Here is a 20,417-nt window from a genome sequence, read left to right as displayed (position 1 = left end):
AAAGCAAAAGTATGTTAACGATTGCCTTATTTGTCATTCTGTAGCCGGCAAATAATCTTGACCTCAAAGATGTCATTCTGAGCGAAGCGAAGAATCTCCTATTTTCCTTAATTTTTAAAAGAGAAGACCCTTCGGCTTACAGCCACAGGATGATACGGAAAGATAAGCTTACAAGAATTTTTACAGCACTCTTCTCTTTCACTTGATTTAAAAGCTTTTTCTTCTAATTTATACATTGTGATAAAATTATGTATTTGAGATTTTGTTTGAGGTTAAAAATGCAACACCTTACACCTGAGCAAATAGAGGAGCTTAAAAACATCTTACTTGAATGGAGAAATCAGCTGATAGAGGATACCAAAAGAAACACAGGAGAAGCTCTTTCATTTGAAGGTGCCGATGAGATGGAAAGAGCAGAGGCTGAAACTTCAAGAATCTTAACACTTCGGAATCTCGACAGAGAAAGAAAGCTTTTAAAAAGAATAGAACAAACCTTACAAAAAATAGAGTACGGCGTTTATGGAATATGTGAGTCATGCGGTGCCGAGATTCCATACGAAAGATTAAAAGTAAGACCTATCGCTTCTTTATGTATAAAATGTAAAGAAAAACAAGAAGAGGAAGAAGAAAAATGAGAGTAAAGCTTGCAGATAAAGATGCTTTGGTTGTGGTTGATATGCAAAATGATTTTATGCCGTATGGAGTTTTACCTGTAAAAGATGCTGACAAAATCGTTCCAACGATAAACAAATACATAGAAAAATTTGAAAACAAAGGGCTTCCTGTTTTCTTTACACGAGATTGGCATCCGGAAAATCATATATCTTTTAAAGGATTTGGCGGAATATGGCCTCCTCATTGCGTTCAAAATACAGAAGGTGCAAAGTTTCATCCAGACTTAAAAATCCCATTAGACAACAAATTTATCATTTCAAAAGGTTTTTTACAAGATTTTGACGCTTACTCAGGTTTTCAAAATACAGTTTTAGATAGCTTATTAAAAGAAAGAGGAATAAGAAGAATATTTGTTTGTGGTGTGGCAACAGATTTTTGTGTGAAAAACACAGCTATTGGCGGTGTAAATCTTGGATATCAAGTATTTTTACTAACTGATGCGATTAAGCCGGTTTTTGAAGATAAAGAGAAAGAAGTGATAGACAATCTTTTAGAAAAAACAGTTGTAGCAATAGAGCTTCAAGATTTAGAATGATGGATATAAACTACATCACACAAGAAAATCAGCTTGAAAGTCTAAAAGTATTACAAGATAAGCCTTTTCTGTATTTAGATACAGAAGTAATGATAAAAGATTTTGAAAACATAGATTTTTTCAATGATAAAATCAGGCTTATTCAAATTGGTGATGAAGAGAATACTTTTGTCATCGACTTACTAAAGATAAATCCGGAAGTGGTTAAAAATCATATTCAAAACCTGATAGAAAACAAAGGAATTATTGGACATAACTTAAAGTTTGACTTAAAATTTTTAAAGACAAACCTAAACATACTTCCAAAAATCGTTTTTGATACTATGATAGCATCTCAGATATTGGCAAAAGGAGACAGCAATCAAAGACATTCTTTATCAGCGTCTGCAAAAAGATTTGTCAGCTTAGATGTAGATAAAACATATCAAAAATCACCTTGGTGGGCGAAAGACCTTTCATCTGAGCAGATAGAATACGCAGCAAAAGATATAGACGCATTAAGACATCTTTTTAAAGAAGAGAAAAATCAATTAAATCAAGATAATTTGCATAAAAAGGCATCAGGAGAAACTTTTAAAGTTTTTGGCGTGATTAATCCGGTAGCAGCACTTGAAATGGCTTTACTTCCGGCACTTGTAGAGATTGAACTCTCAGGCATCCCGATAGATGAAGAAGAAGCAAGAAAACTACTAAAACAAAAAGAATCAGAATTTCAAGCTGACTATATGAAATTTAAAATAAAAACAGGAGCAGACCCATTTTCTCCACAGCAGGTGGTAAACTATCTAACAAACAAACTTAAAATTAAATTACCAAAAACAGAAAAAGGTTCGTTTTCATCTCAAGATGTTTTCTTAAAAGACTATGAAGACATAGAAGAAGTCAGACTACTTTTAAAACTAAGAGCAGACAAAAAAATAATTGATAAAATCAAAGAGATACTACAATTTACAAGAAATGAAAGAGTTTACGGAGAGTTTAAGCAGATTGGAGCAGCAACAGGAAGAATGTCATCCCTTCGTCCAAACCTTCAAAACATACCAAAAAATCTTAAATATCTGTTTAAACCTAAGGAAGGATATAAGTTTATAGTGGCTGACTACTCTCAGATTGAGCTAAGAATTGCCGCCCAGTATACAAAAGATGAAAACATGATTACCGCCTTTAATGAAGGTAAAGACCTGCACAAGCTAACAGCTTCAATCATTACCGGAAAAAGTTATGATGAAATCACAAAGGAAGAGAGACAGCTTGCAAAGGCTATAAACTTTGGTTTAATCTATGGAATGTCTCCAAAGTCGCTAGTAGAGTATGCTAAGGCTAATTATGGCGTCAGTATATCTCTTCAGGAAGCTAAAAAATTTCATGAAAATTATTTTAAATTTTACAAATCTTTTAAGGATTGGCATGACAGAGTTAAGGAACATCTTGATAAACACAGGTCTATTGAGCTTGAAACGTTGCTTGGTAGAAAGCTAATAGCATACAAATTTACAGACGCAGTTAACTACCCAATCCAAGGCTCAGGCAGTGATTTATTAAAAATGGCTGTTGTGTTTTTCTTTAAAGAAAGAAACGATTTAGATGCAAAGGTTGTTAATCTTGTTCATGATGAAATCTTGGTAGAAGTTGCTGCAAAAGATATAGAAAAGGCAAAAGAGGTTTTATCTTCATCTATGGAAAAAGCAGGAAAATTAATCTTAAAAGATGTTCCTGTTGCTTTTGAAATGGTTGTTTCTGACAGTTGGAATAAGGAGTAATGGAAACTGTCTATAAAGATGAAGCTATTGTTTTAAATAGAAAATTCGTAGGCGAAAAAGATTTGACTATTACTGTATACACAAAAAAATCTGGAAAAGAAAGCATATACATTCAAAACGGTCAGTATCTAAAAAATATGCCTTATTCAATACTTTCTCCATTTTGTTGGTTTAAAGCGGTACTGATCAAAATAAAAGACAAGCTTATCATATCCGAGATAGATTCTTATAAGCAAATCGGCTACTACATAAGCCAAGATATAGAAAAATTTGAAGCAGGATTTAACATCATTAACTTTACATACAAGCTTGCACCACACCAAGATGAGAGAATCTTTATTCTTTTAAAAAAGAGTTTGTATTTTTTAACCATTTCTAAACTTCCAAAACTTCTTGAAATTCTGTTTCTTTTAAAGATAACCTACCTAAACGGCGAGCTTGATTTAAAGAGATTGAATTTAAATAACAAAGAGTTTGATTTTTTAAAAGGTTTGATGGGAAAAAGTATAAAGGAAGCATCACAGATAGAGATAGAGAATGTAGAGCTTTTAGAGAGTTTACGAAGCAAGTTGATAAGGGAGTTGGTTAGGGAATAAAGGGATGTCAAAACTTCTCATACTACTTATAATCATCACAGCTTGGCTAATAAGCTTTTTATATCCATTTTTTAGAAATTTTCTTGATGAGCAAGAATTAGACCTAACCTATATTGGGTTGCTTGGGCTATTAATCTTTATTCCATTTTTAATAAAAAATCAAAACCTGCCGAAAAATTGCCCTATAAAGATTTACACTATTGGAATTCTTGTCTTTACACCTTTTGTAGCCATTAAATTTGATATAATTAATTTAGCCGTTATCTTTATCTATTTAAACTTTATCAGCTACATAATTTGTATAAAAGGAAGGAGAAAAAGTGAAGCAGGAGATTAGAGATAAAATTTTAAACATTCTTAAACAAAACAATCTTTTATTTGAAGGTGTTGAAGATAAAATAAAAATAGAGTCTCCAAAAGAAGAAAAATTTGGCGACCTGTCAACAAATGCAGCATTCATACTCAGCAAAAGCCTAAACAAAAAACCTTTTGAAGTTGCAAACCAGTTAAAAGCACTCTTTGAAAAAGACCCTTACTTTGAAAAGGTAGAAGTAGCAGGCGGTGGGTTTATAAATCTTTTTATTTCTGATACTTTTTACCATCAAATCTTAAACAAAGCAATTGAAGAAAAAGATGAGTTTGGAAAAGCAAAAGAAAAAAACAAAGGAAAGATAAACATTGAATATGTTAGCGCAAATCCAACCGGACCACTTCATTTAGGACATGGTAGGGGTGCAGTAGTAGGAAACATACTATCAAATCTTTATGATTACATCGGGTATAAAGTTGAAAGGGAGTTTTATATAAACGATGCAGGAAATCAGATTAAAAAGCTTGGAATGTCTGTCTATGCAAGATTTAGACAAATAGAAGAGCCAAGTTATCCATTTCCGGAAGATGGTTATCATGGAGAGTATATAAAAGACATAGCAAAAGAGCTTTATCATTATGAAAGAGAAAAAATGCTATCTTTCTTGGATGAAGAAGAAGCTATAGAATTTTGCGCTGAGTATGCCAAGAACTTTTTACTTGATGAGATAAAAAAAGATTTAAAGCTTATCGGCGTAGAGTTTGATATTTGGTATAGTGAAAGACATTTATACCAGCACGGAAAGGTAGAACAGGCTTTAAAATTTTTAGAAAGTAAAGGGTTAATTTATGAAAAAGATGGAGCTTTATGGCTAAAAACGTCTCTCTATGGAGATGAAAAAGACAGAGTAATAAGAAAATCTGACGGAAGCTATACATACTTTGCTGCAGATATAGCATATCACTATGATAAGTATTTGAGAAACTACGATTTTATAATAAACGTGTGGGGAGCAGACCATCACGGATACTTCCCAAGGTTAAAAGCTGCAATCATGGCTTTTGGTGTAAAAGAAGATTGGATAAATGTACTGTTTATTCAGCTTGTTAAGCTTTTTAAAAACGGTGAAGAAGTGAAAATGTCAAAAAGGTCCGGAGACTTTATAACACTTAGAGAACTTGTAGAAGAAGTAGGAAAGGATGCAGTTATCTATTTCTTTGCATCAAAGGACCCAAACACACACTTAAACTTTGACATAGACATTGCACTTAAAAAAAGCAATGAAAACCCGGTGTTTTATGTCCAATACGCCCATGCAAGAATAAGTAGCGTTTTTAGAGAAGCTCAGCAACGATTTAACTTTAACCCAGAAGAAGATTTTGAGGTTGATTTGTCTTTATTAAAAGAAGATTTAGAAAGAAGTTTGATGAAGTATATCTCAACCATTCCGGACGAAATTTATGATGCAACCATAAAAAACCAGCCACACAAAATAACCAACATTACTTATGAGCTTGCATCAAGATTACACAAATATTATTATTATCATAAGTTTTTGATAGAAAATAACGAAAAGTTAATGAAAGCAAGACTATATTTATTAAAAGCGGTTAGAAATGTTTTAAGGACTTTATTTAAAATAATGGGTATAACACCTGTTGAGAGGATGTGATGGAAGACAGAGACTTAAAAGCAGCTGTTCAGCAGATAAAGAAAAAAAGAAAAAAAGAAATGATGGAAAGATTGATTATTTTCCTTTCAGGATTATTGATAACTCTTGTTTTCATAGCTCTTGGATTAAATTATTACTCTAAGTCAGAAAAAACAATTTCTGAGCCGGATATAAAAGTAGCAACAAACTTAGAAAAACCAGCAACGCCACCACAACAAATTCAAGCACAACCACGACCTACCCAGCCACCACAGCAACCAACCGCTGAGCCTAAACTGCCACAACCTGAGCAAGAAGAACAGCTGACAGGGCAGTCCAAATTAAAACCTGAAGAAACTAAAAAACCGGCTCAAGATAAAGAACCAGCCAGAGAACAATTAGCTAAAGAACAGCCAAAAGAAGAAAAACCAAAACCATCTGAAAAACAACCTGAAAAAACAAAATCAGTAGAAAAACAACAAACAGCAGAAAAACAAATCGAAAAACCTAAGCAGCAAGAAAAACCTATTTCTAAAGAACAAGCAAAAGAAGAAAAACCTAAACAACATGAAGAACCAAAAGAAAATAAGAATGTTGATAGCAAAGAAACAACTTCATTAATATCATCCGGTGGATTTTCTATTCAAGTAGGAGCATTTTCAACAAGAGAAAAGGCTGAAATAGAAAAAGCAAAATATCCTAATGCTTACATCATAGAAGAAAATGGACTTCATAAAGTGTTAGTTGGAAAGTTTAAAACTGAAAAAGAAGCAAGAGACTATCAAAGAGCGCATGACATAAAAGGTTTTATTAAGAGAGTTGGAAGTTAAGGTTGGGCCAGCTTTTAGAAAAAAGAAAGCTTTACTTTGCATTTTTATTTAGCAGTTTTATCTTTTTTGCTTTATTGATACTTTTAAAAATACCTTTAAGTCCATTTGATATTGGCTATCCGGTTTATATTTTATCCATTTTTTCTGTTTTACCGGCTTATCTGTTTTTTAGCAGAAAAAAGATATCTTTCAAAAATCAGCTTATCCTTGGATATATTCCCTTAATCGCAGGATTTTTTATCTCCATAATTTTTAACAATAGCATATATTTTTTAATATCTTTTCCTATTTTTTTGCTAAACTACATTATAATAGTGCCAAGGAGATAATATGGACTATTTAGATATTATCCAAAAAGAAAGAGAGAAAGGAAAGAAAATTGTATTTACAAATGGATGTTTTGATATTATCCATGCCGGACATGTAGATTATTTAGAAAAAGCAAAATCTCTTGGAGATTTTCTTGTTGTTGGATTAAACAGTGATGAGTCTGTAAAAAGATTAAAAGGACCAACCAGACCGGTAAACCCGGTAGACCAAAGAAAAAAAGTTTTACAAGCTTTAAAACCGGTAGATTTAGTCATTGTTTTTGAAGAAGATACACCGGAAAGACTAATAAAAGAAATTAAACCCGATGTACTTGTGAAAGGTGGAGATTGGAAGATAGAAAATATTGTTGGTGCAGATTTTGTCATGTCTTATGGTGGCAAGGTTTATACAATAGACTTTGTTTATGACACCTCTACAACAAAGATTATAGAAAAAGTAAAAAATGAATCTGCCTAACCTTCTTACACTTTTAAGAATCATCCTCGTTCCTGTTTTTATAGCATTTCTTTGGTACAACATGCCTATTTTTGCCTTAATAACTTTTACTATTGCCGGTTTAACTGATGCGATAGATGGCTATCTTGCAAGAAAGTATAATCAAGAAACACAGCTTGGTAAAATTCTTGACCCAATAGCAGACAAAACTCTACTCGTTTCAGCTTTTGTATTCATTTTTAACTCGGAATTATCTATAAAGTTTCCTTTTTGGTTTATATTATTTGCAATATCAAGAGATGTTTATATCCTTGCAGGAAGTTTTTTGATTTATCTAATCAAAGGAAGTTTAAGAGTCAGGCCCTCTTTTTTTGGAAAAATGACAACTTTTTTACAGATATTTACAGTAATTTATGTTTTAATTTCAAACGTTTTTACAAATCTTTACAACCATTTACTTTATGAATCAGCTTTAATCATAACTTTTATTGTTATGGTTTTATCTGTGCTGACTTATACTTATGACGGCATCAAACAGCTTAATGACTTAGAAAATCTTTGAAAATTTCATAACTATCAAACAAGTTTTTTATAGGAATGTATTCATTTTTTTGATGTGCTTGGGCCGGGTCTCCGGGTCCAAAGTTTACAGCATCAATTCCGTATAAGGATAGCCTTGCAACATCTGTCCAAGCCTGCTTTGCTTCTATTGGCAGATTGTACTTAGATATAAAATCTTTTAAAATTGGATTATCAAGACAAACATTGCCGGATGGTGCAACGTCTGTAAACTCAACCTTTGCTTCATTGTTTACAAGATTTAAAAGCTCTTCTTTTGCCTGCTCTATTGACTTACCCGGTGCAAATCTGTAATTTACATTTATCTCAAATTTATCCGGAATTATATTTCTTCCGCCAGAAAAGCTAACCATTGTAGCGTTCATAACTTCATAGTATTTAATTCCCTGAAAATCATATTCTTTTATTCCAAACTCAGAAAGTCTTTTTAGAAAGTTTACAGATTTATGGATTGCATTCTCTCCCTGCCATGGTCTTGCCGAATGGGCTCTTTTTCCTTCAAAAATTACTGATACATGCATCGTTCCAAGACATCCGACCTGAACGATGTTGTTAGTTGGCTCTAAGGCAAAGGCTAAATCTGATTTTTGAATTATATTATATTGAGACAATAACGGCTCTAATCCATTATCTACATAAGGACCTTCTTCTTTTTCGTAAAATACATAGATAGTATTGTATGATTTTTCTTTATCAGAAAAGTGGTCTATCAAAGCCATCATAACAGAAAGACCACCTTTCATATCACTTGCACCAAGTCCGTATATCCTATCTTCTATTATTTGACCGGTAAAATCATTTGTTCCGGGTACTGTATCAAGATGACCAATAAACCCAATTGTCTTTTTTGATGGCTCTAATTTATCATAAGCTATTATAGAATTGTTGTGTCTGATGATGTTTAGATTGTAATTTTTCAAAAAATCTTCTACAAAGTTTGCTATTTCTTTTTCATTGCCTATAACAGATGGAATATTAACAAGCTTTATTGTATAGTCAATAAGTTTTTGTTTTTCTGAGTCTGTAATCAATTTTAATCACCCGAAATAGAGTATTTAAGAGTATTTATTATAGCATTTTTGATAATAGTGTTCCAAAATTCTCGTAAGTTTATCTTTTCCTGTCATCTGAGGACTTTAGTCCGAAGAACCACTTTTTTGATTTTCTGACTTTAAAAGAAAAACATGAGATTCTTCGCCGGCTGCAGAATGACACCATTGGGTCGTTCTTTGTCATCCTGAACGAAGTGAAGGATCTTATCTTTTAGAAAATGAAAAAGTGAGATTCTTTGCCGGCTATAGAATGACAAAGAAGAAATACCATTATCAAAACCTTTTCAAAATGTTTCAATTCCTCATAGGTAGGCTGCAAACGAATAGGAAAATACATTACAGCTGAAATAAGACTTGGCTTCAATTCCTCATAAGTAGGCTGCAAACAAAGAGGTTGGAAGAAGGACAAATCCTCTCTGAAGAGTTTCAATTCCTCATAGGTAGGCTACAAACTTAAATAAAGAAGAATTCTATCTTACATGTGATACAAGTTTCAATTCCTCATAGGTAGGCTACAAACCTTATCTTCTGTTCTTGGTCTCTTGCCAAAGCATTAAGGTTTCAATTCCTCATAGGTAGGCTACAAACGAGATAATCTCCAGAACCTACATCTTTAAAGAACACGTTTCAATTCCTCATAGGTAGGCTACAAACATCATCCTCTTCCTCTGATGACAATGGGTGTAAAGGGTTTCAATTCCTCATAGGTAGGCTACAAACGTATGGGAGTTCCCCGTACAGCGGAGATGACGACCGGTTTCAATTCCTCATAGGTAGGCTACAAACTCCACCTCCCTGATTATCTGCAGGTAAAACTAAGCTCAGTTTCAATTCCTCATAGGTAGGCTACAAACTGGTAACTATTATTTGAAAAGGGCACGTCCTACTCCTGTTTCAATTCCTCATAGGTAGGCTACAAACGCCAAAGGCCTCGTCAGGGAAATTTTAAGCCTCTTGGGTTTCAATTCCTCATAGGTAGGCTACAAACATGAGTTGCATAAAGATTTGAGTGAAGAAGAAAAAGGTTTCAATTCCTCATAGGTAGGCTACAAACCTGAATATATCCAAAGATTAGGTGTCGGTAAAGTAGTGTTTCAATTCCTCATAGGTAGGCTACAAACTCATGCGTTGAAGCAGGAAGCCCCACCTTCTATAAGGTTTCAATTCCTCATAGGTAGGCTACAAACCCGTTAAATTTTTAATCAAAAATAAAATCGCAGAAAGCCTATTCAATTGCCAAGTTGTAAAACATTATACCAAATTTTTAAAAAATCCGCAAGTTGAAGTTTTTTGCAGCAAACCTCGATATACAGAAAATATATTATTATATTTTATCTTTTAACATCCCATCACAAGCCAACTACTGAAAACCCAAAACTCAGAAAGGGGCGGAAAATATCACTCCTTAACTTCCCGATCTCAAAAAATTTTAAAATAAAAAATTACAAATTTTCAAAAAATTAAGCATTAAAAATTTCAAAATTAAAAAGTTTAATTTAAAAAATACTTACATTCACTTTTCAAAAAATCTCTTTCAAGCCATTACTACACAGGCTTAAATCAAACATCAAAAAATAAAATCACATTATCAATACCTTAGCTTTACTGACTTGTAAATCATCTCACCAAGCCGTCAAGCAATCAAACAAAAATCACTAAGATATTGATAAACTTATCTCTAACTTTTCACGTCTCACATTTCACGTTCTCACGTAAAATAAGCTTGTGCGGGCTTACCTATTCAATTGCCAAGGTACAGTTAAAAAATTAAAAAGCTATTATAAATATACAAAAAAATTTTCTATCTGTCAAGCAGAAAATGAAAAGTGTTCCACAATTCTCACAAGTTTACCTTTCCGGTCGACCTGAGGTTTTAAGTTGAAGGTTCTCTAAAAAGAGTTCATTTGGACTTACGTTTTCATGGATAATTAAAATGAAGCGGAAAAGTAAAAGAGGGATGATTCGAGATTGCTCTTACAAAAGTAAAGCTGCCATTTTATTTTATGGTCAGCGAAGAATCTCCTACTTTTACTGAATTTCTAACGTATAAGCGAGGTAGTAAAAGATTATGGGTGCTGAATCAATTCATGAATTGCCTATACGTAAGGATCGAATAGCGAGATAAAAATGAGGTATCTGTTTAATCTTACTACTCTTCCTTCCTCTTACTTAAGCTTTATCAAAATTCCCAATTTCACCCAAAGCATAAATCATATGGTATAATTTTTTCTTACAATTTTTTTAAAAGGAGGAATATTTTATGGCAAAGGTTAAAATGAAAACTAATAGAACAGCGGCTAAAAGATTAAAAATCACTGCTACAGGAAAAGTTAAGTACACAAAAGGCGGAGTTTCTCACTACAACACTAAAAAATCTTCTAAAAGAAAAAGACAAGGAAGAAAGCCACAATACGTTCCAAAGAATTTAGAGCATAAAGTAAAAGCACTTTTACCAAACGATGTTTAATTGAAAAAAATAAAGGAGGTAATTTAAAATGAGAGTTAAAGGACCGTCATCAAAGAAGCATAAAAAGAAGATTTTAAAGCTTGCAAAAGGATACTACGGACAAAAGCACAGGTCTTACAGAAGAGCTAAAGAACAAGTAATGCACTCTCTAAACTATGCTTACAGAGATAGAAAAGACAGAAAAAGACAGTTTAGAGCACTTTGGATCACAAGAATTAACGCAGCTGCAAGATTAAACGGACTAAGCTACAGCCAATTTATCAACGGACTTAAAAAGTCTGGAATTGAGCTTGACAGAAAAATCCTTGCAGATATGGCTGTAAATGACGTGGAAGCTTTTGCAAAATTAGTAGAAACTGCTAAAAAAGCATTACAAGCAGCTTAAACAAGAGGCTTTTATGGATATAAAGGCTCAGCTTCTTCAGCTTAAAGAGGAGATTAAAAAAGAAGTTCAAGATATTTTTGATGAAAAAGTTTTAAATGAGATAAAGGTCAAATATCTTGGAAAAAAAGGATTGATTACTTCTGTTTTAAAATCTCTTGGCAGCTTATCACCGGAGGAAAGAAAAGAAGTTGGCCAGCTTGCAAACTCCATTAAAGAGTTTTTAGAAGAAACATTAAAAGCTAAGCAAGAAGAAATTGAAAAAAAGAAGCTTGAAGAAATTTTAAGAAAAGAAAGATTAGATATATCTTTACCGGCAGAATGGTTTGAGCCTTCTGCTTCTCATCCTGTTTTAACAACGTTAAAAGAGATTACGGAAATCTTTAAATCTATGGGTTTTACCGTAGAAAGCGGTCCGGAAGTTGAGTATGAAGATTATAACTTTACAATGTTAAATATTCCGGAGCATCATCCTGCGAGAGATATGCAGGATACTTTTTACACATCCAACGGCATGCTTCTTAGGACTCACACATCACCAGTTCAGATTAGAAGTATGCTTAAGAAAAAGCCACCTATTGCAATAGTAGCTCCAGGAAGAGTTTACAGGAAGGATATGGACCCAACCCATTCCCCAATGTTCCATCAGATAGAAGGTTTGATGGTCGATAAAAACGTAAGCTTCAAAGATTTAAAAGGTATCTTAAAAATATTCTTAGAAAACATTTTTGGCAAAGATATTCCAATCAGATTTAGACCAAGCTACTTTCCATTTACAGAGCCATCAGCTGAGGTTGATGTAGGTTGTACTGTTTGCAAAGGCAAAGGGTGCAGGGTTTGTAAAAATACAGGATGGCTTGAAATTCTTGGTTGTGGAATGGTTGACCCAAATGTGTTTAAAGCTGTCGGCATAGACCCGGAAGAATATACCGGCTTTGCTTTTGGACTTGGAATAGAAAGAATAGCAATGCTTAGATATCAAATAACGGACATCAGACTCCTTTTTACAAACGACCTAAGATTCAACCTTCAGTTTAGAGGTATAGAATGAAAGTCCCTTACTCGTGGATAAAAGAGTTTATAGATATAGACATTCCGGTCTCAGATGTAGTAGCAAAGCTAAACACTACAGGCATTGAAACAACTTTTTATAAATTCGGACAATACATTCCAAACCTAACAACTGTAAAAGTTTTATCAGTCATAAAACATCCAGAAAAAGATAGACTTTTTATCTGCAAAGTTAGCGATGGTAGCAGAGAATATCAAATCGTAACCGGTGCTGACAATGTAAAAGAAAATGATGTTGTAATTCTTGCAAAGGTTGGAGCTGTAATAAAAGGCAGAGAAATAAAGCCTGTATCTTTTGGTTCTTATACTTCGGAAGGAATGCTTTTATCATTGGAAGAGCTTGAAGTAGAAGAAAAATCGGAAGGTATTTTTATATTAGACGAAAACACGCCGGTAGGAGCAGACCCAAATAAGATTCTTGGTCTTGGAGAAGACTATATCTTAGAGATAGAAATTACGCCAAACAGAGGTGATGCATTAAGCGTTAGAGGGCTTGCAAGGGAGATTGGAGCTATTTTTAATCTAAGAAGAAAAGAGATTCAGCCAAAGCCTGTTTTAACAGACAAAGAAACACCTATCAATATTGAAACAGACAAAGTTTACAGATACATTGGAACAATCATAAAAAATGTAAGAATTAAAAACTCACCCCTTGATGTTAGATTAAAACTTATTAAATCCGGTATATCTGTAATAAACAACATCGTTGATATTACTAACTATGTATTACTGCAAGAAGGGCAGCCACTACATGCTTTTGACCTTGATAAGCTTGAAGGTAGTATAACAGTCAGATATGCAAAAGAGGGCGAAAAAATAATCACCTTAGACGGTCAAGAGAAAGAACTGAAACCTACCGATGTAGTAATAGCTGACAGCAAAAAAGTATTAGCTATAGCCGGCGTTATTGGTGGAGAAAACTCCAAGATTGATGAAAATACTAAGAACATCTTGCTTGAGGCAGCAGTTTTTGACCCGGCAAGCGTTAGAAAAACATCAAAAAGACTTGGAATTTTAACAGATTCCTCTTACAGATTTGAAAGAGGTGTAGATGTAGAGCATACATCAAAAGCATCAAACTTTGCAGCCCAATTGATTTTAAACTTAGCCGGTGGAGAAGTTGAAGCTTATAAAGATGCTTATGTTAAACCTTACACACCAAAGACGGTAGTATTAAAGCCGGAGCTTGTAGAAAAAGTTCTTGGTGAAAAAATTGATGCGTCAGAGATTAAATCTATTTTAGAAAGATTAGAAATACCTACACAAATTCAAGAAAATCAAATCAGTGCTGAAATTCCACCGTTTAGAGCTTATGACTTAGAAAGACCGATTGATTTAGTTGAAGAAGTAGCAAGAATTTATGGTTATGACAACTTTACACCTACCTATCCAAGAGTTCCGGTTGAAGCATACGAAAAATCTTTATACTATGACTTTGATAACAAAGTAAGAGCTTACTTTTTAGATAATGGATTTACAGAAGTTTTAAACTACACTTTCACATCAGAAGAAATCTACAATACTTTAAAACTTCCCATTCCTGAGATTAAAATAACTAACTACATTTTAAAATCCCATAGCGTTTTAAGGGATAGGATTGTAGTTAGCCTACTTGAAAATCTAAAAGAAAACCTAAGATTTGGAAGAAAAGACTTATCTATTTTCGAGCTTTCATCTACATTCTTTAAAGATTTTGAAGAGATAAGAGTAGGATGTTTAGCAGTTGGAAAGCTTGTTGATGGGTTTAACTACACAGAAAAAGAAAGAAAATTTAGCACAACTCACAGTTGGAACTTTTTAAAGCTAAAAGGTGTAGTGGAAAATCTGCTAACTAAACTTGGAATCAAAAACTATCAGCTTATAGATGAAAACATAGAAGTATTCCTACATCCATACAAATCTGCAAACATACAGGTAAATGACTGTGACATAGGATTTATTGGAAAAATCCATCCTGAGATAGCACGTCAGCTTGAAATACCAAAAGACACTTATGTAGCAGAGTTAAAATTAAGATATGTCCCAAGAGAGATTGGAAAGGAAAACTTGCTGGATGGATACCTTTATACGTATTATCTTAAAAAAGAGCCGGTAGTATTCCAAGAACTGCCAAAATTCCCATCAGCCTACAGAGACCTTGCCTTTGTAGTTGAGGAAAGTGTAAAAGTTGGCAAACTTAAAGAAGATATATTAAAAGCTTCTAAATATGTTAAAGAAGTTAAACTTTTTGATGTATATTTCTTATCTGAAAATAAAAAAAGCGTTGCCTTTAACGTTGAGTTTTTCAATCCAGAGAAAAGCTTGTCTGATGAAGAGGTCAGCATCATAGTTGAAGAAATTTTAAATAAACTTAAATTAAATTATCCTAATATTAGTTTAAGAACTTAGGAAGGAATCAGGAGCTGAAAGATTTGAAGATAAATTTAATTTTATATAAATTACATAAGGCTTACCTGCGGGGTACGATAGGGATGGTGTAGATTTTTCTGGGCTATAGACAAGGAAAAGGGAGGTCTATATTCTGTAAAGACCAGGTAGCTTCCTTGCGAAGCTCGAAGGTCTTACAGTGCGACCACCCACTTATTGGGGCTGTGCTCAGAGCATGGCTAACCATCCCGTCGGCTTCTGTGGGGGCCTTTTTCAGCCCTGACCTTCCAAGAAATTGGGAGGTCATATTTGAAAGAAGAAATAAGAAAAAAGATACTTACAAAGAGAGAAGTTTATTCAGATTGGGAAGAAGACTCTCTTAAAGTACTAAAAAACCTTCTAACCTTATCATGGCTTTTTGACTATAATGTATTTATGCTATACTATCCCCACAGAAGAGAAGTTGACACAAAACCTATAATCAACCATCTATTAAATCTTTCTAAAATCGTACTACTTCCAAAAGTTAAAGGACTCGATATTCTACCTATTCAAATTCATGATTTAGAAAACATGTATATTGGTTATGGCGGAATAAAAGAGCCAAGAGGGGATGTTTATGAAGGAAAAATTGACGTAGTGATCGTTCCGGCTGTAGCCTTTGATGTACATGGATACAGATTAGGCTACGGGAAAGGCTACTATGACAGATTTTTGCCAAAAATCAAGCCGTTATTTAAGGTTGGTTTGGGATTTGATTTTCAAATTGTAGACAAAATTCCCCATGACCCTCATGATGTTAAAATGGACTATATTATTACACCTACACAAATTTACAAAACAAAAAAGGAGGATTAAAAATGACAGAAATATTAGTTGGTTTATCTTCTGCAATTTTGGCAGGCGGAGCTGGATTTTATGCAAGTAAAATAACAATCGAGAAAAAACTAAAAGAAAAAGAAGAAGAGTACAAAAAAGTATTAGAAAGAAAAGAAGAGATTGAAAAACAAGCAGTAACTGAAGCTGAAAGAATCAAAAAAGAAGCCGAAAGAGAGGCTGAAAGAATTTTAAAGGAGGTTGAGAAAGAAGCTAAACTAAAAGCTTTAGAAATAGAAAGAGAGGCTTTAAAGCTTAAAGAACAACAAGAATTCATTATAGAAAAAGAACTTTTAAAGAGAAAACAAGAGCTTGAAAATGAGCTTAAGCAAAAGAGAGAAGAGCTTCAAAATTTGGAAAAACAGCTTTTAATGAGGGAATCTCAGTTAGAAAAGAGACTTGCAAGAATTGAGCATAAAGAAGAGGAAATAATAAAAAGAGAGCAAGAAATACATAAATTAGAAGAAGAGATTAGGGCTTTAGAAAACATTTTAAAAGAAAAAGAAGAAAAGCTAAAGAATGCAGAGCAGCAGTACATTCTTGAACTTCAAAGAATAGCAAGCATGACAAAAGATGAAGCAAAAGCAGAGCTTATGAAGAAAGTTGAAGAAGAAGCTAAACTTGAAGCTGCTAAATTAATGAGAGAGATAGAAGAAGAGGCAAGAAAGCAGGCAGAAAAAGAAGCTAAATGGACCCTTGTAACTGCAATACAAAGATTGGCACCGGAGGTAACGACATCTTATACTGTTTCCGTAGTTGACCTTCCAAGCAACGACATAAAAGGAAGAATCATCGGAAGAGAAGGAAGAAATATAAGAGCTTTTGAGCTTGCAACAGGCGTTGACTTAATCATTGATGATACACCGGATATAGTAACAATATCATCTTTTGACCCATTGAGAAGAGAGATAGCAAAAATATCTTTAGAAAGACTTATAGCAGATGGAAGAATCCATCCGGGAAGAATTGAAGAAGTTGTTGAAAAAGTGAAAGAAGAAATGGATCAGCATATAAGAAAGCTTGGAGAAGAAACATGTTTGGAACTTGGATTTACTGACGTCCATCCTGAACTTTTCTACTACATTGGAAAGTTAAACTACAGAACATCTTATACTCAAAACGTACTACTTCATACAAAAGAGGTTGCATACTTAGCAGGTATGATGGCTGCAATGCTTGGGCTTGATGAAAAGAAAGCAAGAAGGGGCGGACTTATGCATGATATAGGAAAAGCAATATCTCACGAAGTTGGGGGAGCCCACTCTAAGGTCGGTGCTGAGATTGCAAAAAGATATGGAGAGCCTGATTATGTGATAAACGCCATCCTTTACCATCATGGAGACGAGCCGGCAAGGTACCCAGAAGCAGTATTAGTTGCTGCTGCTGATGCACTTTCTGCTGCAAGACCAGGAGCAAGAAGAGAAGTATTACAATCTTACATAAATAGGCTTGAAAAAATAGAGGCTATAGTCAACTCGTTTGAAAATGTAGAAAAATCTTTTGCAATTCAAGCAGGTAGAGAAGTTAGAGTTATCGTCAATGCAGAAAAAATATCCGATGAAGAAGCATACTTACTTACAAAAGAAATTGCTAAAAGAATAGAAAACGAGCTTGACTTCCCAGGACAGATAAAAGTAGTAACAATCAGAGAATCAAGATTCGTTGAAGTGGCAAAGTAACACAGATTGATTTTTAAAAATAATATAGAGAGTGTTCCAAAATTTTTGTAAATTTACCTTTCCTTGTCATCCTGAGGCTGTAAAGCCGAAGGATCTCTTTTTTGATTTTTTGACTTGAAAAGAAAAATTGGAGCTTCTTACACGGTTACAAAATGATAGCCAGATAAGATAATGCCTATCAAAAACTTTTTTGGAACAGGCTGGTATGTATATTTGGATATTTGCTACACGTAGAATGTTTGTCTATACAAAAGATAACTCTATTTAACATTTTTCTCAATCAATTCCTTTGGACTTTTCCTTACTTTTACAAGCTTTGTTCCTTCCGGTGTTTCTATTACCATAAACTTTTCACCATTCTCTTTTTGAATATAGCCAACAGTTGCCTCCAATCCCATAAAAGGTCCTATATCTGAAAGTGGGGGCAAATCTACTTTCCCGGCATAGGAAAATTTTACACTCAATAATGTCAATAAAATTAAAGTTTTTTTCATGATGCATCCTCCGTAATACTGCTTGCTTCCTTGCTACACGTTTAGCTTAAAATCATTCTGGCATATAATAAACTGCAAGTTTCACTACTCCAGTCAACAATCCACCTTCCTTTTTTATAGAAACATTCTCTGCACTTATAAATCTTTCAGATTTTGCTATTTCATCTAAAAAGTTTTTTATAGAATTAAAATTTCCAGAAACATTTGCGGTAATGTTGATTTTCTTTAGCTTTATAGCGTTTTCCGGAATTTTCTGTTCTTCTTTTTTATCTTTGTTTGGCGTAGGATTAAACACTTCTAACTTATTTGTACTTTTATTGTAGTAGAGGATCACTTCCTCTTCTTTTTCAACTTTAAAAGAGTTTAAAATTAGCATACTTTTCTTTGCACTTAAAGATACAACATTTAAAATATCATCTAAGTTTGGTTCTGGTGGAATGATTTTTTTCATTACTTCCAGTTTGTTTTCAATGTTTTTTATGTCAGTTTTAACCTGTTGTAGTTTTTTTTCTAAGACAAGTTGAATTTGTGGATTTACAGATGATTTTAAAAGCTCTATCTCATTTTCCAGATTCTGAACTTCTTCGTTTAAAGCTTTATACTCATCATATTTTGGGGAAATTAAAATTGTGAAGATAAGATATAAAATTCCAACTGTTAACAATATTAACAAAAGAGCTTTTTGCCATACTGGAGTATTTTCCCATTGCTCTTTTATATTTGTTAGATCCATTATGTCCCCTCTCTTTTTTCTGGAGCTTCATTTTTAAGTTCGAATGTAAAGTTATAGAAAATAATATTTGTTGGTGATGTTTTTTTCTCTGTTCCATTGAATACGATATCTTTATAAGAGCTGCTAAGAGACTTATAATATTGTGCTACAAGCTCTGGTTTAAGGGAGTTTCCGGTAATTTTCCCAGAGTCTTTTGATATTTCAATAGATTCAAGCCATAGTCCGTCAGGTATTGGTATAACAATACTGTTTAATTTTGGCGTTAGAGATTTCCTTGAATCTGCTAAATATTGAAAAGTCTTAAATCTTAATTCTAACTCATTTTTTTGTTTTTCTTCCTCAGCTATTGCTTTTTTTAGCTGATTTATTTTATTTTCTATAGCCTTTAATTTTTCTTTTTCTGCGATTAACATTGTCTTTTTTTGTTGTAAATTTTCAATCTGTAGCCCTAAGTAAAAGTAATAAAATAATAAGCCTGCTACTAAAATAACCGGTAATAAGACTGTCAACAATTTATTTATGTTTTCCAACTTAAAGGACGTTAGACTAATAGATGGTGCAGCTAAAGCCGACCCTCTTTTCTTTTTTCTTGGATTTAAGTCTATTTTTATCATTCTAATCCTCTGTGTGCCAAGCTTATTGAAGTATTATAAATTTGTATTGGAAAGTTGCCGTTATATTTTATGTCTGATGAAAGAACTGGGTCTATGTCTTCAAGAACAAATCTTGTGCTAAATTTTAACTGTGTGTAAGCTTTTATTTCTGGATACTTTACAAACAATCCTGAAGTGTACACTATCTTTGGTTCTTGTAACGTATAGAAGAAATAATTTATCTCATTTATTAATCTGGTAACTTCTTGCTCTTTTGCGTCTGGGTCAAGCAATTCGTAAAGTTTAAAATTCATTTCTATTGGTTGTATTATTATATTATTGTTAGAAAATAATAGATAGGAGTCATTTTTATCCAGGTGGATCAAACAGATATTATTTTCCTCTCTGTTCTTTTCAACCTTTTCTTTTTGTAAAAATGCCAAGTTTAACAATGCTGTTGCTGATGGTTCTATTATGTCAACTTTAATCTTAGCATTTTCCGCGACTTCTAATACCCTATTTATTTGATTAATCTTCGTAATCACAACTACAATATCATAAAAATCTTTATCTTCATTTATTATTGAATAATCATAAACAGTTTCAACTTTCAAGTTTTCTATATCTTCTTTAATATTCCATTCTATTGCATCAATCATTTCTTTTTCACTAACTTTTGGAAGCTTTAAATTTTTAATTAAGACTGCAGACACAGGAATACTAAAATTGGCAATTTTTACATTCAAGCCCCTTCTTTCAATCTCCTGTCTTAAAATAAGTCCATCTTGGTAATTATCTCCAGTAAGTTGTATCTCAAACGGCATAATTGAAAATATTAAATCTTCGTTATCTTTCTCTAAAACTGTCACCCTCGCATAATCTGTATCAAGCTCTATTCCTGTAAATAATTTGTTTTTTTTGGAAAACGGTAAAATTCTATCTAAGGATGGTAATTTAATTCTACTCAATTTCATTTTCTCGAAACCTTCATATCTATTAAAT

General features: G+C 33.1%; 21 protein-coding genes and 1 CRISPR repeat array. Of the genes, 16 read left to right on the top strand and 5 right to left on the bottom strand.

What is annotated here, in order from left to right; all coding sequences use genetic code 11:
• The first annotated feature begins 278 nt into the window (after window positions 1-278).
• Genes Q0929_RS00620 through Q0929_RS00575 form a run of 10 tightly spaced genes read left to right on the top strand, consistent with a single transcriptional unit; the run spans window position 279 to window position 7,684 of the window.
• Window positions 279-635 carry a TraR/DksA C4-type zinc finger protein gene (locus Q0929_RS00620; protein WP_012459320.1) on the top strand — a complete coding sequence of 119 codons (357 nt, stop codon included), beginning with the start codon at window positions 279-281 and terminating at the stop codon, window positions 633-635.
• Complete coding sequence (locus Q0929_RS00615) at window positions 632-1,210, top strand: nicotinamidase (RefSeq protein ID WP_299237660.1); 579 nt, start codon at window positions 632-634, stop codon at window positions 1,208-1,210. The genes Q0929_RS00620 and Q0929_RS00615 overlap by 4 nt, the downstream gene beginning before the upstream one ends.
• Window positions 1,207-2,970: a bifunctional 3'-5' exonuclease/DNA polymerase gene (locus Q0929_RS00610; protein WP_299237659.1), complete on the top strand. Its 1,764-nt coding sequence runs from the start codon at window positions 1,207-1,209 to the stop codon at window positions 2,968-2,970. The genes Q0929_RS00615 and Q0929_RS00610 overlap by 4 nt, the downstream gene beginning before the upstream one ends.
• Window positions 2,970-3,566, top strand: coding sequence for a recombination protein O N-terminal domain-containing protein (locus Q0929_RS00605; RefSeq protein WP_299237658.1), 597 nt, complete (start codon window positions 2,970-2,972; stop codon window positions 3,564-3,566). Before Q0929_RS00610 ends, Q0929_RS00605 begins: the two co-directional genes overlap by 1 nt.
• A gap of 4 nt (window positions 3,567-3,570) precedes the next feature.
• The gene (locus Q0929_RS00600) at window positions 3,571-3,903 is read left to right on the top strand and encodes a hypothetical protein (protein WP_299237657.1); all 333 of its coding nucleotides are present in this window, start codon (window positions 3,571-3,573) and stop codon (window positions 3,901-3,903) included.
• The gene (argS, locus tag Q0929_RS00595) at window positions 3,887-5,548 is read left to right on the top strand and encodes an arginine--tRNA ligase (protein WP_299237656.1); all 1,662 of its coding nucleotides are present in this window, start codon (window positions 3,887-3,889) and stop codon (window positions 5,546-5,548) included. Before Q0929_RS00600 ends, argS begins: the two co-directional genes overlap by 17 nt.
• Complete coding sequence (locus Q0929_RS00590) at window positions 5,548-6,357, top strand: SPOR domain-containing protein (RefSeq protein ID WP_299237655.1); 810 nt, start codon at window positions 5,548-5,550, stop codon at window positions 6,355-6,357. The genes argS and Q0929_RS00590 overlap by 1 nt, the downstream gene beginning before the upstream one ends.
• Before the next feature lie 2 nt (window positions 6,358-6,359).
• The gene (locus Q0929_RS00585) at window positions 6,360-6,686 is read left to right on the top strand and encodes a hypothetical protein (protein ID WP_299237654.1); all 327 of its coding nucleotides are present in this window, start codon (window positions 6,360-6,362) and stop codon (window positions 6,684-6,686) included.
• A gap of 1 nt (window position 6,687) precedes the next feature.
• Entirely contained in the window at window positions 6,688-7,143 is a 456-nt protein-coding gene (gene rfaE2, locus Q0929_RS00580; protein WP_299237653.1) for a D-glycero-beta-D-manno-heptose 1-phosphate adenylyltransferase, read from the top strand.
• Window positions 7,130-7,684 (top strand): CDP-alcohol phosphatidyltransferase family protein, encoded by a 555-nt coding sequence (locus tag Q0929_RS00575; protein ID WP_299237652.1) that lies wholly within the window; start codon window positions 7,130-7,132, stop codon window positions 7,682-7,684. The genes rfaE2 and Q0929_RS00575 overlap by 14 nt, the downstream gene beginning before the upstream one ends.
• Here Q0929_RS00575 and dapE read toward each other — a convergent pair.
• Window positions 7,662-8,732, bottom strand: coding sequence for a succinyl-diaminopimelate desuccinylase (dapE, locus tag Q0929_RS00570; RefSeq protein ID WP_299237651.1), 1,071 nt, complete (start codon window positions 8,730-8,732; stop codon window positions 7,662-7,664). The two genes, Q0929_RS00575 and dapE, sit on opposite strands and share 23 nt — an antisense overlap.
• A gap of 312 nt (window positions 8,733-9,044) precedes the next feature.
• A CRISPR array of direct repeats spans window positions 9,045-9,940; the repeat unit is 30 nt; unit sequence GTTTCAATTCCTCATAGGTAGGCTACAAAC.
• A 1,073-nt stretch (window positions 9,941-11,013) separates the two neighbouring features.
• Between dapE and rpmI the strand changes: the two genes are divergently transcribed.
• From rpmI to rny, 6 genes are all read left to right on the top strand, one after another.
• Window positions 11,014-11,220 (top strand): 50S ribosomal protein L35, encoded by a 207-nt coding sequence (gene rpmI, locus Q0929_RS00565; RefSeq protein WP_012460340.1) that lies wholly within the window; start codon window positions 11,014-11,016, stop codon window positions 11,218-11,220.
• A gap of 28 nt (window positions 11,221-11,248) precedes the next feature.
• A complete protein-coding gene (gene rplT / locus Q0929_RS00560; protein ID WP_299237650.1) occupies window positions 11,249-11,605 on the top strand; it encodes a 50S ribosomal protein L20 in 357 nt (118 codons plus the stop codon).
• Between the two features lie 13 nt (window positions 11,606-11,618).
• A complete protein-coding gene (pheS, locus tag Q0929_RS00555; protein ID WP_299237649.1) occupies window positions 11,619-12,653 on the top strand; it encodes a phenylalanine--tRNA ligase subunit alpha in 1,035 nt (344 codons plus the stop codon).
• Entirely contained in the window at window positions 12,650-15,061 is a 2,412-nt protein-coding gene (gene pheT, locus Q0929_RS00550) for a phenylalanine--tRNA ligase subunit beta (protein ID WP_299237648.1), read from the top strand. The genes pheS and pheT overlap by 4 nt, the downstream gene beginning before the upstream one ends.
• 288 nt (window positions 15,062-15,349) lie before the next feature.
• The gene (locus Q0929_RS00545; protein WP_299237647.1) at window positions 15,350-15,898 is read left to right on the top strand and encodes a 5-formyltetrahydrofolate cyclo-ligase; all 549 of its coding nucleotides are present in this window, start codon (window positions 15,350-15,352) and stop codon (window positions 15,896-15,898) included.
• Window positions 15,899-15,900: 2 nt separating this feature from the next.
• Window positions 15,901-17,595 carry a ribonuclease Y gene (gene rny / locus Q0929_RS00540; protein ID WP_299237646.1) on the top strand — a complete coding sequence of 565 codons (1,695 nt, stop codon included), beginning with the start codon at window positions 15,901-15,903 and terminating at the stop codon, window positions 17,593-17,595.
• A gap of 260 nt (window positions 17,596-17,855) precedes the next feature.
• Here rny and Q0929_RS00535 read toward each other — a convergent pair whose 3' ends face one another.
• From Q0929_RS00535 to Q0929_RS00520, 4 genes are read right to left on the bottom strand one after another with little or no spacing between them, the layout of a single operon-like run.
• Window positions 17,856-18,089: a hypothetical protein gene (locus Q0929_RS00535; protein ID WP_299237645.1), complete on the bottom strand. Its 234-nt coding sequence runs from the start codon at window positions 18,087-18,089 to the stop codon at window positions 17,856-17,858.
• Window positions 18,090-18,141: 52 nt separating this feature from the next.
• Entirely contained in the window at window positions 18,142-18,822 is a 681-nt protein-coding gene (locus Q0929_RS00530) for a hypothetical protein (protein ID WP_299237644.1), read from the bottom strand.
• Window positions 18,822-19,436, bottom strand: a complete 615-nt coding sequence (locus Q0929_RS00525; RefSeq protein WP_299237643.1) for a PilN domain-containing protein — start codon at window positions 19,434-19,436, stop codon at window positions 18,822-18,824. Before Q0929_RS00525 ends, Q0929_RS00530 begins: the two co-directional genes overlap by 1 nt.
• Window positions 19,433-20,389: a pilus assembly protein PilM gene (locus Q0929_RS00520; RefSeq protein WP_299237642.1), complete on the bottom strand. Its 957-nt coding sequence runs from the start codon at window positions 20,387-20,389 to the stop codon at window positions 19,433-19,435. The genes Q0929_RS00525 and Q0929_RS00520 overlap by 4 nt, the downstream gene beginning before the upstream one ends.
• Window positions 20,390-20,417: the final 28 nt, after the last annotated feature.

Origin of the sequence: Sulfurihydrogenibium sp. (assembly GCF_028276765.1) — a bacterium.
Lineage (GTDB): Bacteria > Aquificota > Aquificia > Aquificales > Hydrogenothermaceae > Sulfurihydrogenibium.
Note: the sequence above shows the minus strand (reverse complement) of the source record. Positions and strands in the feature narration are given on the sequence as shown.